This window comes from Aquirufa regiilacus (genome assembly GCF_032470275.1).
GTDB lineage: Bacteria > Bacteroidota > Bacteroidia > Cytophagales > Spirosomataceae > Aquirufa > Aquirufa regiilacus.
On record NZ_JAVNWW010000001.1, the window covers coordinates 1,111,978 to 1,128,274 of the forward strand.

A 16,297-nucleotide genomic window follows, 5' to 3' on the forward strand; every position below is an offset into this window, starting at 1 on the left:
TATGTTCTCATTTTTAGAATCTATTTGCATTTCCAACGGACAAGCTCAGCATGTCGACTACCATCAAATGCGTGTCAATGAAACATTTGATACCTTTTTCCCGGAATGGGAACCGTTCGATGTATGGGAGGAAATTGAGAAAATTGAATTGCCTCAAGAAGGGACACATCGTTTCCGAATTACGTACACAGAGGATCCACAAAAAATTGAAGTATTACCTTATGAACCCAAAACCGTCAAAACCTTTGCTTTGGTGGATAGCGGGGAGATTGATTATGGATTCAAATGGGCGGAGCGCGGATTTTTCCAACAAATATTAGATAGCCACCCGGAGGCTGATGAGGTTATTTTCCATAAAGATGGCATAATCCAGGATTGCACCTTTGCCAATTTAGCCTTTCTAAAGGATGGAGTTTGGTATACACCGGAGGCACCCATGCATTGGGGAACGACCCGAGCACGATTATTAGTCGAAGATCAAGTAGAAGAAACTGATATTTTAGTAGCTGAATTAGACCAATACGAACGTATTTGCTTGATTAACGTCTTTCGCCCTTTATCCATGGAGAACTCGATTGCCATCACCGATGCAATTGTGTAATTTCACGTTATGAGTAGCACCAAGAGTCCCGCTTTTTTATTGCACCAAAAATTCCCCTTTGAACCGACACCTTCGCAGGCGGAATTATTCAATAAATTAAGCACATTCATTTTGAATGAGGACGAATGGGCGCCCTTGACCTTCATCATTCGAGGCTATGCCGGAACGGGTAAAACCACGGTAATTTCGACGCTCATCAAGATTCTAGGTTCATTTTCGTATAAGACGCAATTGCTAGCTCCCACCGGTCGGGCGGCGAAGGTCATGGCGAATTACTCGAAAAAGAAGGCTTCTACGATACATAAGAAGATCTACCGACAAGTTAGTAGCCCAAGTTCCGGCGCTTTGGTATTTCAACGGATGAATAATTATGCCACGAATACCGTATTCATTGTCGATGAGGCATCTATGATAACCGATGAATCCGATTTTGGCCAAAATAGTTTATTAACGGATTTAATCGAATACGTTTTTACGAATCCAGAAAATGGGCATACTGGAAATAAGTTAATATTTGTGGGTGATACGGCCCAATTACCTCCCGTAGGAAAAAGCCTATCTCCTGCCCTGTCAAAAGATTATGTATCCAGCGAATTCCACATGGACGTCTTGGAACACGAATTGATTGATGTCATGCGTCAAGATATTCATTCAGGGATATTATACAACGCAACAAATCTGAGGGGTTTGTTGGCCCACAATACCACTTCCATTCAGTTTAATACGGCATCTTTCAAAGATTTCTTCCGCATGACTGGCGAAAAGTTGGAAGATGGCATGCACTATGCGTATCGGAAATTTGGAAAGGAGGATACCATTATACTTACACGCTCAAATAAAAGTGCTGTACAGTTCAACGAGTTTGTTCGTCGGACCATCTTGTACCAAGAGGATGAAATATCCTCTGGGGATCTCTTAATGATTGTACGAAACAATTACCATTGGTTGGACGAAGATTCGCCCGCTGGATTTTTAGCGAATGGTGATTTCGTGGAAGTGATGAAGATTAAAAAAGAGGAAGAAATGCATGGATTACGATTCATGAACGTCATTCTTCGCTTATGTGATTATGAGGAACATCCCGAAATTGAAGCCAAAATCCTTTTGGACACCTTACACTCGGCAGAATCGGCTTTAGGAAAGGAGGCCAATAAGAAGTTGTATGATTCCGTTTGCGAGGATTACGCGCATATCACCAAGAAAAAAGAACGATTAGAGGCGATACGTAAGGATCCCTTTTTGAATGCATTGCAAGTCAAATTTGCCTATGCATTGACCACCCATAAATCACAGGGCGGCCAATGGAAAGCCGTTTTTGTTGATCAAGGTTATTTGAAAGAAGACCAAGTTGATGCAGAATACATTCGTTGGCTTTATACCGCCATCACCCGAGCGACACATGAATTATTTTTGGTCAATTTTCACGAGCGTTTTTTTATAAATTAAACAGCGCGGCTAGGCCATTATCCACGAGTTTCCCTTCAATGATTGTCAGACCTTTATTTAATGCTTCGTTTGATTTACATGCATTCTCCCAGCCATGATTTGCGAGTAACAAAGCATAGGGCAAAGTAGCCTGTGTAAGTGCTTGCGTTGATGTTTGAGGAACAGCCCCTGGCATATTTGCCACGCAGTAATGTTGGATTCCGTCAACGATGTAAACGGGATTTTCGTGCGTGGTAGGTTGGCATGTTTCGATACATCCACCTTGATCCACAGCCACATCAACCAAAACAGTTCCCGGCTGCATCTTAGCTAAATCTTTGCGCTTAATTAAATGCGGCGCTTTGGCCCCATGTAATAAAACAGCACCAATAACTAAGTCAACCTGCGGTAAATGTTCTTGAATAGCTAATTCCGTGGAATAATGGGTCGCGACATTGGCAGGCATGACATCATTCAAATAACGTAATCTTGTTAAGTTGGTGTCCATAATGGTCACATGAGCTCCTAAACCCGCAGCCATTTTGGCTGCTTGCGTTCCTACGACACCACCACCTAAGATGAGGACATTCGCAGGCTTCACTCCCGGAACGCCGCCTAGCATTTTACCTTTGCCACCCTGAGGTTTACCTAAAAAGTAAGCCCCCACTTGGATGGCCATGCGACCAGCGACTTCCGACATAGGCGTCAATAAAGGCAAACTTCGATCAGCTAATTCAACGGTCTCGTAAGCAATACAGATTGCCTTCGTTTTAATCATGGCTTCTGTGAGTTCCCGAGAAGCAGCAAAATGGAAATAAGTAAATAGAATTTGGCCCGCTTTGATTAAGGGATATTCAACAGCTAGCGGTTCTTTTACCTTAACAATCATATCCCCCATTTCATAAATAGCTGCGGCTGAAGGTAAAATTGTGGCGCCGACTTGCGCATAGGCTTCATCCGAGAAACCAGATCCAAGTCCAGCAGTAGATTCCACATAGACCGAATGTCCGGCATTAACTAAACTTTGAGCACCTGCAGGCGTTAAACCTACCCGGAACTCTTGATTTTTAATTTCTTTTGGAACGGCGATTTTCATAAGTGGTTGGATTTTAAAAAGAACGGCCAACGAAAAATCCGCTGGCCGTTACTTTGATGAAGTATAATACGATGCAAATATACACCTCGCCATAAATATTTTGGACATTAACACATAAATAAGAAACTTTTTCTGCATAAATTTATATTTACCAAAACAAATACGAATTCCAAGCAATTAATTACTGATAAACCGAAAACTTTATGGCAACAAAACTCAATTTGGATGCTTTGGATATAAGAATATTGAAAATTATTCAAGAAAACAGCCAAAAAACACTGAAAGAAATCGCAGAACAAGTCAACCTTTCCTTGAGCCCCACGCACGATCGTGTGAAACGATTAGAAGCAGATGGATACATCAAGGGATATGTGGCGCTACTAAATCGTAAAAAGCTCAATTTGGGACTATTGGTTCATTGCCAAGTAACCTTAGAGAAACAAACGAGACAAAACTTCAGCGAATTTGAAACAGCCATCAAGGCCTTTCCCGAGGTAATTTCGTGCCATTTAGTATCTGGAAACTTTGATTACTATTTAAATGTGCTGAGTGCCGATGTGGAAAGCTATAACCGCTTTTACCAGGAAAAATTAGCAGTCTTGCCATCTGTAGCACACATCAGTAGTTTATTCGTTATGGATGAAATTAAGTCGACAACTGCATTGCCCTTGATTTAATTTGTATCTTTGCAACTCAATGGGATCGACCGGTTTTGACAGCTTAAGTAGATCGGTTGTAAGCACGTCGGGAGTTGGAGGCATTTCCTGTTAAAAAAACCTTCGAATTATAGCTGGCAATACTTCGTATGCCATGGCTGCTTAGTCTGATAGACTAACCAATTGCCATCGTTCCACCCCGGCCAAACTCTGCCGCTAGGGAATCTGGAGCGTCGACCATGCAGAGTCGGTGAATGCGATTTCGCTAAGCGCTCACTAGTATCCAGCGAATAAGTGTTCAATAAGGTCTGATCTGAACCTGTTGGGCATCGAAAATTGATCAAATCTAAACGTGTAGAAAGCTTCAGGTTTCTAGGTTTGGACGAGGGTTCGAATCCCTCCGATTCCACGAATAAAAAAAGCCCCAATGTCAGGGGCTTTTTTATGTTATAAGGATTATTTCCACTTTCGAGAACCAATTACTAGACCATAGCTAATAGCAAAATACATATTATCAAACGAAATGGTTTGCTGATTTTTGGCAAACAATTCAACGGATGGAATGAGATTAAATTCTGCACCGAATCTAAAATAACGGGATTGAATCCCATTTCGAAGCATTAAAACAGGTAAAATATTTTGATAAAGTTTATCCTCGATAGTATTTGAACTGACATTCATATTCGAAAAATAAAACCAATCATCAACTCCTGTTATTTTTGTATGCATCAGTCCCGCACCAATACTAAAGTAATTTGACGAACCATCAAATAATTCAGCATTTCGATAAGGTGTAAAATTATAGGTTAAAATGACGGATGAATTCCGCTGATCAAAAAATGAATAGTCATTCGATTCATGTAAAAATTTGGCATAGGACATCTTCAGACCAAAGGAAGAATTGTTTGTCCATTTATAACTAGGTTCAATTGAAGCACCTAACCCGAATGCTTTATTTCCTCCAGAAAATTCAATAGGATTAATATTTACACGAAAACGCAAACTTGGATCCGTATGAAAAAAAATTTTACCTTCTACAATATCTTTATCACGTGATTCAAAAATCTTATTCCGACGTTGAATGTATTTATACAAAAAATATGAATTTCGACTATAGTTTATTTTAATTAATTGATCTAAATGACTCATCATTCGATTCACTGAGTCTCGCATATTTTCCTCAAATGATCCTTTGGTATAAACGATAGGTCCAATACCTGACATCCTCCTACTTACATCATTCATAGAAATGTATTTGAAAGGAATATGAGCTAATTGATTAATTCGAATCTGAATCGAATCCAACTTTTCTTTTTGGTACACCGCATTGACCAAATGCAGCCGGTATAAACCTAAAGACTTTAATGATTTGATTTTTTCTTTGTCGTAAATTGAGAGCACGGGTTTAACATATCCTAATTTGACATTAGCAATATTATTACTGTCAATGTAGGCTACATAGTTTTCGCCACTTAATTTTGAAGGAAACTTAGCTATTTTATTTGCTGTATAATTATCAGTAATAATGCAAGATGAAAGAGAAAAAAGGCAAAGTAGTATGTAAAATATGGAGGAACTATATTCTTTCATCGATCGATTTGAAGAGATTTTTTTCAAAAATACGATAATTAATACATGGTAAATATTTTTAAAAGAAACTAACCTAATAAACTATCTAACGGTCAATTGAAACAAAAAAAAACGCAACTTCAATTAACTTCTTTTGGTCATCCAATAACCGAGCCATAATCCAGTAAGCCCCCAGCCCACAAAAGCATCAATTAATTGCGCGCGCAAATCAAAAACAGGATACCAAATATGCTCTGTGTAAGAAATATTGCTGAATGCAATAAATCCAACCACAATACTTAAACTAAATATCGTTTGTTTGCTTGGCACCTTTAGACGATTGATAATCCAAATCAACAAAAAGGCCAACAAAATATTCACAACCAAACCACGAAGCATATTGGAATTCATATCCACCTCATAGGCATCATAATAACGTACCATTGCCCAGGGTTTGCCTTGAATCGATTTCGTAAATGATTCCATCTGATCCATGGATAATTCATCTTGCATGCGAGGTAAAATATACCCACCTGGCTCCTTGATATGCGTTTTAATCGCCGCTAAAACAGAATCTTGACCTGTTGAATATTTTTGATTGGGCTCATGTAAATTAAATGCCATGTGCGACATTGCCTGCCAAACAAATAGAATCATGCCTCCTACAATGGCACCCGTTAAATTCTTTTTCATGTAGATAAATGTTAGTTAACGGCAAAATAAGAAATAATGTTCAATTAAAACTAAAAAATGTCCAAAATTAATCAAATCCTTCAATCTTGACAGGCCATTGGGCAGGAAATCCAACATATTGATTATCACCCATTTGCCCCTTTGCCATCCAAGCTAAAGTCGTCAAGAGTCCACCATTTCCTGGCAAATACAATCGTAGTCGTTTATCTTGGTAATTATGACCGTTTAGCAAATAACTATTCTTCGTCTGAGGAGCGAGTAATAAATGAATGGCTAATTCCGAATCCTTTAAACGGACCGCAGTCATGGCCATGAAGGGATAATCCCAGCCCCATGTACTTGACCAATTCCAAGTTTGAAGCACTTTCTGAAGGGTTTGACGCATCATTGATGTGTCAGTGCGAGGCAAGGGTGCATACATTCCCATAGCACCTAAAACGGCAGGATGATCCGACACAAATTTAGGGTTCTGAAATCCATCACCAATTCCCGCAGATGCTTGATATATACCGTCATGTACTGGAAGCGAAGAAAAATGTTGCAAAGCATATGACCAATGGGCATCCGGCTTAAGCCCTAATCGAATTCGCCATGTCTGCGCTTTTTGTAGTCCTTGATACCAAGAACTCAACTCCAAAGGTGCATTGTATGTAGTCGAGTAGGGCAAGGATTCCTGAGCGGGGATAATTCCGGGGCCCAACTGATACTCCTGTTTTTCCTTATTCCAAACCAACAGACTGAACATACCTTTTGCCGTTTCATTCACGAGCTGAAAATATTTCTTTCTAAAGCTTATTGGCTTTTTTTGAGCCAATAAATCCAACATATCAATAATATGAGGCTGCTGCCACAATAAAAATGAACCCACAGACGATGGAGATTCTCCCCCATCTGGATCAGTCATTTTCTGCCAACGAACGCCTGAAAAGCCTTGTCGGCGAGCCAAGGCCTTTGCTTGTTGAAAATTCCTGATATACCATGGTAAAGTTTTAGCCAACAATTCGGGTTTACTCCAATAACCAAAATGCATTACATGCCACCAAGTCATCTCCAAATGGGGCCGACCATACCAGGAATTGTAGGTTAAACCCGTTTCCTGCGGTGGTTCTGAACCCGTGGATTGAAGCTTAGTTAAATACATCGACAAAATCATTCGGCGCTCCAACTCATTTGCCCGTTTATCAGAAACAAGCCCAAAATCAATCATTCCTCCCGAATTCCAATATTCAACATAGTTTTGACGATTCAAGCTACGCGCCCGATTAAAATCAACTGGCTTATTTTGACCAAATCCAACTTGAATTTCGACTTCATTATTAGCTATTGATACAATTTCATAGCGATGTGTAAAAATCTCTTGCGCATGTAGACCTTGGCTTGAGCGAATATGAGTGGGATAATTCAAGTTGTCTAAGCCATGCTGAACGACTAAGTGGTTCGCACGTAGCTGCCGCAAGTGGCTGCGATGTCCTACCGACTGATATCGAATACCCTCATCCAAAAATTCTTGACTCGGAAACGGATAATCAAGATAAAATCGCAATTGGCCTGAATTTAATAATGCCGATTGAACGCGCACATAGACCTCGTCAGCAAATTGACCTGCAAATGTCAATACATCCACCGGAACACCCTCCACTTCAAAATGCGATTCAATTTCACCCGTATAAGGATTCAATCGTTGGGAAATCGCCTGCAAATCATGAAGCCCCAACAATTTCCCCCTTTTAGAATAGATTCGAAAACCGAAATGTCCTAAATGAACCCGGTGCGGATTTTGTCTAAAATATTCATTAGCCGAATCTTTGCGGGCATTTTGATGGCCTTGAAGCGCATATGATACCTTACGACCTCCGTACAAGGCATCTCGATAAGTTTCTGAGCGTTTGAATTTTGAACTATTAGGAAATGCATGCCAGCCCCAGGTACTTTGGGTTCCTAAAGGAATCCCTTTGGCATACTCAACTGGAAAAGATTGTAGACCCGTCACATCTACCGTGAAGGCAAATGATCCATTTCCTACCGATAATGCAGCAAGGGTATCAGCGGAATTCACATGAACGACATGCCGCTCTACCACGCTTTTTCGGTCGATCTTCTGACCCCAAGAAGCGAAAGAAAGCAGAACAAGTGGCAGCCAGCGCATCTTATTTTGCGCGGATTAATTCAGATCCCGCTAACAGAAAACAACCTAAACCAAAATCCTCGAAATTAGGCACATGATCATAGGTCACCGGCTGGGAATCTTTCGGCTCCTTCCCTGTTCCCTGCACATATCCCAGAAACCCATTCGGATGCACACATGTCGACATTCCTTTCCACGCTTGATCGATTACAGGTTGGTATTTTTTAGCAGGTAAAATACCCTTCCGAATGCCCCAAGCCATGCCATAAACAAACAACGAAGTTCCAGTCAATTCAGGCCCACCAAAGTTTGATGGATCTTTCAAACTTACATTCCAAAAACCATCCGCCCGTTGCAAGGCTGGCAAGGCTTCTGAAAGCGCAATAAAATCAGCTACATACTCCGCCCGATGCGGGTCATTTTTAGGCAATAAATCCAAGGTCCGAACCAATGCAGCATACACCCAAGCACTACCACGCGACCAATAACAATTCGTACCATTGGGTTCCTTATACGGTGGAACAAAATCCTTGTCACGCCACCAAAGCTTCTCATTCGGATTATATAACCCATGACCACCATGCTTGTATTTCGTATATGCATACAAATCATACATCTTTTGGAAATAGCGAGGATCCTTATAAATCACACCCAAACGGGTATAGACGGGCATACTCATCTGCAAACAATCGATCCATGACCAATCGTCTGATTTATCCGTTACGACCATGTTATCAATATTCGCTTTGATCGGCTTGATGCGCGCTGAATCCTTTTGCATCAGAAACAAGTCCATATAAACTTGTCCACAAGCTTGATCATCTGCATTCCGCGTTTTTACACCATTTCGTAATCCCCACTGGTGGAAATTCCCCCAATCGACCATATACTTCAAATCACTTGCCTTGGGATCTAATTTGTACAATTCCATCAATCCCTCATAATAAACCGCACGCGTCCAAATATTGGATGGTCGCGTCTTATCCGGACTTACAATAACTTGTCCCACATCCGGCCATTTTTGTTGGAAATAATGATTCGCCAAATGCATTTTTTGTAACACCTCCTTTTTATTCGGTTTCGCAAAAGCCAATCCTAAAGGCATCAAAAGCAATAATACAAGATTCTTATACATCTTAATCAAAGTAAAAAACGGAAGGAATATCGATCGCTACGGGAGAATGATCGGGATTTGTCAACATGATATCCCGCATGAATTTCCACCATTTCTGCATCACGGGATGTGCTGGCAGTGCGTCCAACAAGGTTAAATCGGGCGCTTCTAAATAAGCAAAAAGCGTCAAGGTCTTTTCGTCAAGAAAAATAGAATAATGCTGAATACCCACAGATTTCAAGAGTTCAGCCAAATCTGGCCAAATTTCATCATGTCTTTTTTTGTATTCTGCTTCAAAACCAGGAAGCAAGAACATTTTAAAGGCTTTTCGTTGCATGGAATATCATTTCCCTTCAAAGGCAGATGATGACTTAATTTACTGATTGATTTGCGATTCAAATGCAGCTAACGCAGCATCATCAAAATTCAAATGCGTAACGAATCGAATGTATTGCGGCCCAAAGGGCGCACAACGAATTCCTTTTGCTTTCAACAAAGCGACTTGTTCGTTCGCTGTAATGCCCTCTTTTAATCGAATTATGACAATATTAGTCACAACAGGTAAAATCGTATCCACCCAAGGCAAGTTGGCACAAATCTTCGCAATCGCAGCCGCACGGGCATGATCATCCTTCAAACGCTCCACTTGATGATCTAAGGCATAAATTCCAGCTGCGGCTAATAATCCTGCTTGGCGCCATCCGCCTCCTAGGCGCTTCCGAACACGTCTTGCTTTCTTAATAAATGCGGCAGAACCAATGAGTACGGAACCAATCGGAGCTCCTAAACCTTTCGACAAACAGATAGAAATAGAATCAAACCAAGCCCCAAATTGCTGAGGCGTTTGACCCGTAACGGCCATCGCATTGAATAAACGAGCACCATCCAGGTGTAAAGGGACGTTAACTTCCCGACAAAAATCAGAAATTTCCTGAAGAGCTTCGGAACTATAAACACTTCCGCCACCCTTGTTTACCGTATTTTCTAAACTGACTAAGCGACTCTCACAGGCATGAATATCATCCGGCGAAATCGAAGCAGCAATCTGCGAAACGGTCAATCGGCCTAAATCACCTTTTAGTAATTTTACCGACGCACCTGCATTCGCCATGATTCCCCCACCCTCGTATAAATAAATATGCGACAATTCATCGCAAATGACTTCTTGACCTTTACTCACATGAACAGAAATGGCAATCTGATTACTTTGGGTGCCTGAAACACAAAACAGAGCGGCTTCCATCCCAAACATCTTCGCAACTTTTGACTCCAATTCATTCACCGTTGGATCTTCACCAAAAACATCATCTCCCAATGGAGCCTGAAACATTGCTTCGCGCATGCCAAGCGTAGGCAACGTAAACGTATCACTGCGTAATTCGATTTCCATGTTAAAACTGTTTTAGGTAAGATAATTTAGCTAAAAAACTTTGCTGCTTCTGTGAGGTATTGTCGGAGCCTTTGTAATTCAAGGTATTAAAAACCAAATAAACATAAGACAAAGGTTGATATTCCCATGACAAACGTAAGTTCATGGAATTTAAATCATCCGAGGTATTCTTTTGATAAAAACCAATTAATTGCAAACGAGGATTAATGGCCATGCGTGTTTCTAAAATCACCAAATTTACTTCTTTGGTCTCTCTCGCAACACCCATATTCTCGAATTTACTCCAATTCCAAGATAGACCTAGATTCACATGAGGAATTGGAGCTAAACGAAATTTAGAATCTATCGTTTGCATTGAACCATTGAAGAAACCACCCCAGCCATATTCCGTGGAACCTGAATATTTAGCACTCGGATCACTGGCTAATAAAAAGCCCTTGCGGAAATAGGAATAGCTCCCTGGATTGATTTTAATTCCAACAGGGCTAAAGGTATCTTCAAGGTTTTGAGCACTTGCTTCCACATAACCACCGATGATCCCACCATTTTGCAAATCGAACCAAAGTGGACCCGAAAGCGCACGTTGTTCAATAATTTTACCCGTTTTTAAGCTGTGATACACCTCGGTATAGATACCGGGGCCCCAACTCCGAATAAAGGAAGGCAACCATTTGCCACGTACATTAAAGTCAAAACCTTGAGAGTTAGATAAAATATCACGACGAGATACAAAACCCATGGCAGGGTTGTATTTTTCCGTAACCAAAGTTTGGGTCCAATAGGCCCTAAAAAAGTTAGCATTGTAAAGAAATTGACTATACTCAGCCACACCCTGATCACCCGTTCTACTATCCTGTGTCAGCGTTCCCATGCCACTGAATGAAAACTTATCATTGAATCGCACAAAGGCATCGACAGCACCGGTGGATAGCACTACTAACGGAGATGATTTAGTTGTTACAATGGCACCGATTCTATTCTGTTTGCCAAAATTCTCCGAATAACGTCCTACAAAAAAATTCGTAAATGGATCGCCGTCTCCCTCTCCTTGACGCATAAAAATCCCTCCTAGGTTTCGTTGTTCCGAACGATACACAAACCGAGATCCAGCGGTAATGGCAATGGGATTCACATTTTGATCTAAACCAATCGTCCGACTAAAAAAGGGCTGAATGTACATCGAACCTCCAATCACCTGGTCAACAGGAGCTAAACCCGTAGAAAATAGGGAGGCATTTTCTAAGAAGAACTGCCTGCGCTCCGGAAAAAAGACCGAGAAACGAGAAATATTATTCACCTGACGATCCACATCTGCTTGCGCAAAATCCGTATTAAAAGTAAAATCCATCACGGTTGTAGGACTAATTGCCCATTTGATTTCACCTCCTAGCTTAAAGTTATTTGTAGCTAAATTTCCAATTTCTGTCCCATTTGTTCTATTGGAAACCTGCAACAAATAAGGAATAAAACGAATGTTGGTAGCGGTAGGTGGCGGCGGAATAATCCCCGCTAATTTACCAGCATAATCCATGCGCAAAGGACTCATGGATCGCGGATGTGGCGACCAAACGGACAACTCATTACTCGATCTTCTTACCCGAAAGAAATTTATTCCCCAGTCCTGAGCCTTATTTCCATCTGTTTTTGGATAACGTAAAGTTTGCCACGGAATAGCAAATTCTGCTACCCAAGATGAATCAGACCGATGCGTTCGCACACGGTAAAGTCCATCCCAATCAATATCAAATTGACGATCATCAAAAGCCAATAAATCACGTTGGGCCCCATAGGCATTCGATTGCAAGACAAGCGCATTCCGACGATCATTAAAACCATCAATGGCAATTCCAAACAAATCGTTTTCGACAAATTCATAATCCCGTTTTAAATTGGGAGCTCTATACGCATTCTTCCCTACGCTATCACGTAAAATAGCGGCGACATATAGGAATTGTTGATTGTAAAGTAATTTGACCGTCGAATTAAATGACGCCTTTTTACCCTGAAATGGCTCTACTTGAAAATCGATCTTGACCGATGGCGCATTTTGCCAGTCAGATTCATCTAAATATCCATCCGCTTTAAGATTACGTTCAATTTTTAAGGGCTGAAATTCTTTCCGCTGTTCTAAAGGTTTGAAAACCTCCTGTGAAAAGCCACAAAAAGAGATGAAGAGTAATAGATAACGCATTTATTTTTTGATGAAGGATAAGCGACATAATCGGATAAAAATCGGCAAGCCAACGAATATCATCGGCCAAAACTGCACACCACACCAGATAATCCCAATCACACTAAAAACCGTAACCATGTGAATATAGAACTTCCATTTCACTGGATTTCGTGCAAACCATATCACAAGTGGAAAATTCAAAGGGAATAACATGAGTGATGCCGGATTGTAGGCCATCACTTCGTGATTTGTCGCTGTTCCTAAGAAGAAAATAAACCAAGCTAATAAACCAATTACTGTAAATAAAGCCAGGTCTGCAGCAAAAGGAAAAGCATTTTTAAATGACAAAAAGCCAACAAGCAAAGTAAGCAAACTCAATATCACGTAAGGACCAGTAAAATCAAAACCTTTAATGTCTACAGCTTCTGCATCAAAAAGGCTCACAGGGTTTGAGGACAAGCCTTTGGACAAATTCGTAGCAGCGGCCAAATTATCAGGCAAATAACACGATTGAGCAGCTGTAGCTTTTACGTTGGAAGGAGTACCTAAAGCAAGATTCATACCTAAGGTTACCCAGGAATTAGGAGCTAAGTATTTATTCATCCAATCTCGATAAGATTTACCCTCGAGCGTAGGATTTGCATGCCAAAGGTATTTCCCCGGTGCGTTCTTCTCAATCATATCCCGAATCCGCGTAGAACAATTATCATAAAAGAATTTATATGCGTACTCCCGATTTTCAGGCAATAAATTTGTCTCTAAATCCTGGAGAATCGCATTTTTCTGTAGCGAATCCAGTTCCAACTTTTGGGCGATCATTCCCCGCTTTTCATACTGCAAATTATAATTAAACTCATCCTGCATGGAATGAACCGAAATTGTGTAGGGTAGCGTACCCATCAAAAATTTCAAATAGAAATTCTCTGTATTGAAATCAAATGTCCCATAACTATAAGCGCGATCGATGCCATTGGTAGGGTCATTAATCCATAAAATCGTATGACCAAAAGCAGAATGCAACTCTTTTCCCGGTGCAACCGTCACTAGAACAACTTCCGCCTTTGAACTCAATTGAGCCTTGGCGGCAACTGTGATTAATAAAAAGAATAAGAACTTTTTCATTTATTTTCCAGCGATAACAATAACAATTTCTCCACGAACTTTATCTGGGTGCGCAGTAAAGTAGGCTAATACCTCCTCAGCAGTTCCTCGCACCATTTGTTCGTGCATTTTACTCAATTCTCGAGCTACCATGATGGAACGATCAGCGCCAACAAACTCAACCATTTGTTCTAATGCCTTTACTAAACGGTGTGGAGATTCATATAAAACCGTTGTGCGTTCTTCTTCTGCGATAGCTTTCCAGCGGGTTTGTCGGCCTTTTTTATGAGGCAAAAAGCCTTCAAAAACAAATCGGTCAATCGGGAAACCTGAATTAACCAAGGCTGGTATTACTGCCGTAGCCCCTGGTAAGGTTTCTACCTCAATTCCTTGTTCGACACATGCTTTCACTAATAAAAATCCTGGATCTGAAATACCCGGAGTTCCCGCATCTGAAATGAGCGCAAGGGATTTCCCTTCTTTAATTAATTTAACAATACCGGCAACCCCAGCATGTTCATTGTGCGCATGATGCGCATACAGAGGCTTAGAGATATTGAGGTGCTTTAACAAGGAACCTGAAGTTCGCGTATCCTCCGCTAATATGGCATCTACTTCGCCCAAAACACGAATCGCACGCAAGGTGATGTCTTCTAAATTGCCGATGGGCGTAGGTACCAAGTATAATTTCATATTCGAATTTAGCCAAAATTGCTAGAAACAAAAAAAGCGAAACTTGCGTTTCGCTTTCCGTAGAGAGTGAGGGATTCGAACCCCCGGACCTGTAACAGTCAACAGTTTTCAAGACTGCCGCAATCGACCACTCTGCCAACTCTCTGTCTCGTAATGAGATTGCAAAAGTAAGTGCTTTTCGGACATTTTACAAGTCTCCCCACAAAAAAATTATGAATTTTTTAATACAAAATCGCTTTTCCCCTGAAAATCAAGGGCATCCGGAATCCAATGGATGGCAACTCCCCCCTTTTCCATCTTCCGAAAAAAGGTCATTTGGCGTTTAGCAAACTGATGAATGGCCACCTCCAAGCCCTGATCAAAACGTTCGCGTTCGATATGACCTTGAATAAAATCGAGTGACCATTTATATTCCAAACCCATCCAGGCTAAAGCTTCCACCGAAACACCTCGTTCCAATAGACCCTGGACTTCTTCAAGCAATCCTGCTTTTAGACGTTGCTTGAGGCGGATTGAAATTCGATGCCGACGATCTTCCAACGATGGGTTCAAACCAAAAACCTGAAAATCATATTCATATGTCAAGGGTTCTTGGAGAAAATCTGGAAGCCGAGAAAATTGATACTGCTGAATAAGCGATTCTACATACAAACCCGTCCCCCCACAAACGATGGGCATTTTACCTCGAGAAATGATATCCTGAATCGCATCAAGCGCTTCTTTTTGAAAATGCGCAACAGAGTATACATCACCAATTTGATGATTATCAATCAAATGATAAGGCACATCTCCATATTCAATTAAATCTTTGCCCGTCCCGATATCCATCCCGCGATAAATTTGCCGTGAATCTGCGGATACAATCTCCCCATCCAGTAAATTCGCCAGCGCAACGGCTAAAGAGGTCTTCCCGCTGGCTGTCGGCCCCAATAGTACCAAGACCTTATTTTTCATAGACATAGCGCAATTTCAAATTACCCTTATTCACTCGAGTAGTACCAAATCGGATTGGCTCCGTTTCACCCACCTTTTCAAAACCAACGGCCAAAAATCCCTTTCCTGTGTTCCATTCCTTGTCCACATAGGTCATTACATTGTGTAATTCCGGATGCAAGTCTTTATAAGCTTGCAAAAATTTAGTTAATCCACCCACAAGACGGATGCTTGACAAGGTGGCAATTTCGACGAGTTCACCCGAAATACAGCCCTCGAATCCAGGCTCCTTCATCGTCATGGATTTACCAAAAACAGCCACCGCTAATAATGGGTTACCTTCAAAGGTATAAGAACTTTCAATCCCACGAAAAATGCGGTGCGGCGGAACAATACATCCGAAATAACGTGAACCTTTCAAAAACCCCTTCACGTGTTCTTTGTCCAAAAAATCGCGCGCCACTGACGCGTCGATGGAAACAATCCGCGTATCGCGCGCAAAAACGGACCGCAAAGGCTTCACGCGAGCGATGAGTTGCTTTTCTATCGCTAACTGACTTATAATCCAATGATCCTCCCAAATACAAATATCTCCTTCTTGACTTTCTCCAGGCATCGCTTTTACACGTACCTTTGATTCTGCATGGAGCCACAAAGTTTCTCCCACCGATTGAAAACCGATGGAATGCAAGAAATGTGCGAGGCTATTTGGGAACTCTTTTGGCATA

The 16,297-nt window shown here is 41.1% G+C and carries 15 protein-coding genes, 1 tRNA gene and 1 other RNA gene; 4 read left to right on the forward strand and 13 right to left on the reverse strand.

The window, feature by feature from the left end:
• Nucleotide 1 precedes the first annotated feature (1 nt).
• Nucleotides 2-601 carry an aminotransferase class IV gene (locus PQG45_RS04910; RefSeq protein ID WP_315575275.1) on the forward strand — a complete coding sequence of 200 codons (600 nt, stop codon included), beginning with the start codon at nt 2-4 and terminating at the stop codon, nt 599-601.
• Nucleotides 602-610: 9 nt separating this feature from the next.
• Nucleotides 611-2,047: an ATP-dependent DNA helicase gene (locus PQG45_RS04915; RefSeq protein ID WP_315575274.1), complete on the forward strand. Its 1,437-nt coding sequence runs from the start codon at nt 611-613 to the stop codon at nt 2,045-2,047.
• Here PQG45_RS04915 and ald read toward each other — a convergent pair.
• The gene (gene ald / locus PQG45_RS04920) at nt 2,037-3,122 is read right to left on the reverse strand and encodes an alanine dehydrogenase (RefSeq protein WP_315575272.1); all 1,086 of its coding nucleotides are present in this window, start codon (nt 3,120-3,122) and stop codon (nt 2,037-2,039) included. The two genes, PQG45_RS04915 and ald, sit on opposite strands and share 11 nt — an antisense overlap.
• Nucleotides 3,123-3,325: 203 nt before the next feature.
• Between ald and PQG45_RS04925 the strand changes: the two genes are divergently transcribed.
• Both PQG45_RS04925 and ssrA read left to right on the forward strand, forming a co-directional pair.
• Nucleotides 3,326-3,799, forward strand: coding sequence for an Lrp/AsnC family transcriptional regulator (locus tag PQG45_RS04925; RefSeq protein ID WP_315575270.1), 474 nt, complete (start codon nt 3,326-3,328; stop codon nt 3,797-3,799).
• Between the two features lie 21 nt (nt 3,800-3,820).
• Nucleotides 3,821-4,190: a transfer-messenger RNA gene (ssrA, locus tag PQG45_RS04930) on the forward strand.
• A 44-nt stretch (nt 4,191-4,234) separates the two neighbouring features.
• On the opposite strand, the gene PQG45_RS04935 is transcribed toward ssrA, so the two are convergent.
• From PQG45_RS04935 to PQG45_RS04990, 12 genes are all read right to left on the reverse strand, one after another.
• A complete protein-coding gene (locus PQG45_RS04935; protein WP_315575269.1) occupies nt 4,235-5,368 on the reverse strand; it encodes a hypothetical protein in 1,134 nt (377 codons plus the stop codon).
• Between the two features lie 123 nt (nt 5,369-5,491).
• On the reverse strand, nt 5,492-6,040 hold the full coding sequence (locus PQG45_RS04940; protein ID WP_315575268.1) for a hypothetical protein: 549 nt from the start codon (nt 6,038-6,040) through the stop codon (nt 5,492-5,494).
• Nucleotides 6,041-6,107: 67 nt separating this feature from the next.
• On the reverse strand, nt 6,108-8,186 hold the full coding sequence (locus PQG45_RS04945; RefSeq protein WP_315575267.1) for a hypothetical protein: 2,079 nt from the start codon (nt 8,184-8,186) through the stop codon (nt 6,108-6,110).
• 1 nt (nt 8,187) lies between these two features.
• Complete coding sequence (locus tag PQG45_RS04950; RefSeq protein WP_315575265.1) at nt 8,188-9,300, reverse strand: glycoside hydrolase family 88/105 protein; 1,113 nt, start codon at nt 9,298-9,300, stop codon at nt 8,188-8,190.
• Between the two features lies 1 nt (nt 9,301).
• Nucleotides 9,302-9,616: an L-rhamnose mutarotase gene (gene rhaM / locus PQG45_RS04955; RefSeq protein ID WP_315575264.1), complete on the reverse strand. Its 315-nt coding sequence runs from the start codon at nt 9,614-9,616 to the stop codon at nt 9,302-9,304.
• Nucleotides 9,617-9,655: 39 nt separating this feature from the next.
• Complete coding sequence (locus PQG45_RS04960) at nt 9,656-10,669, reverse strand: threonine aldolase family protein (RefSeq protein WP_315575262.1); 1,014 nt, start codon at nt 10,667-10,669, stop codon at nt 9,656-9,658.
• A 1-nt stretch (nt 10,670) separates the two neighbouring features.
• Entirely contained in the window at nt 10,671-12,860 is a 2,190-nt protein-coding gene (locus PQG45_RS04965) for a carbohydrate binding family 9 domain-containing protein (protein WP_315575260.1), read from the reverse strand.
• A complete protein-coding gene (locus PQG45_RS04970) occupies nt 12,861-13,964 on the reverse strand; it encodes an Lnb N-terminal periplasmic domain-containing protein (protein WP_315575258.1) in 1,104 nt (367 codons plus the stop codon).
• Nucleotides 13,965-14,636, reverse strand: coding sequence for a 16S rRNA (cytidine(1402)-2'-O)-methyltransferase (gene rsmI, locus PQG45_RS04975; protein WP_315575256.1), 672 nt, complete (start codon nt 14,634-14,636; stop codon nt 13,965-13,967).
• 60 nt (nt 14,637-14,696) lie between these two features.
• Nucleotides 14,697-14,781: transfer RNA gene (locus PQG45_RS04980), tRNA-Ser, on the reverse strand.
• Nucleotides 14,782-14,846: 65 nt separating this feature from the next.
• Entirely contained in the window at nt 14,847-15,590 is a 744-nt protein-coding gene (locus PQG45_RS04985; RefSeq protein WP_315575254.1) for a tRNA (adenosine(37)-N6)-dimethylallyltransferase, read from the reverse strand.
• Nucleotides 15,580-16,296 (reverse strand): hypothetical protein, encoded by a 717-nt coding sequence (locus PQG45_RS04990; RefSeq protein ID WP_315575253.1) that lies wholly within the window; start codon nt 16,294-16,296, stop codon nt 15,580-15,582. Before PQG45_RS04990 ends, PQG45_RS04985 begins: the two co-directional genes overlap by 11 nt.
• Between the last annotated feature and the right edge of the window lies 1 nt (nt 16,297).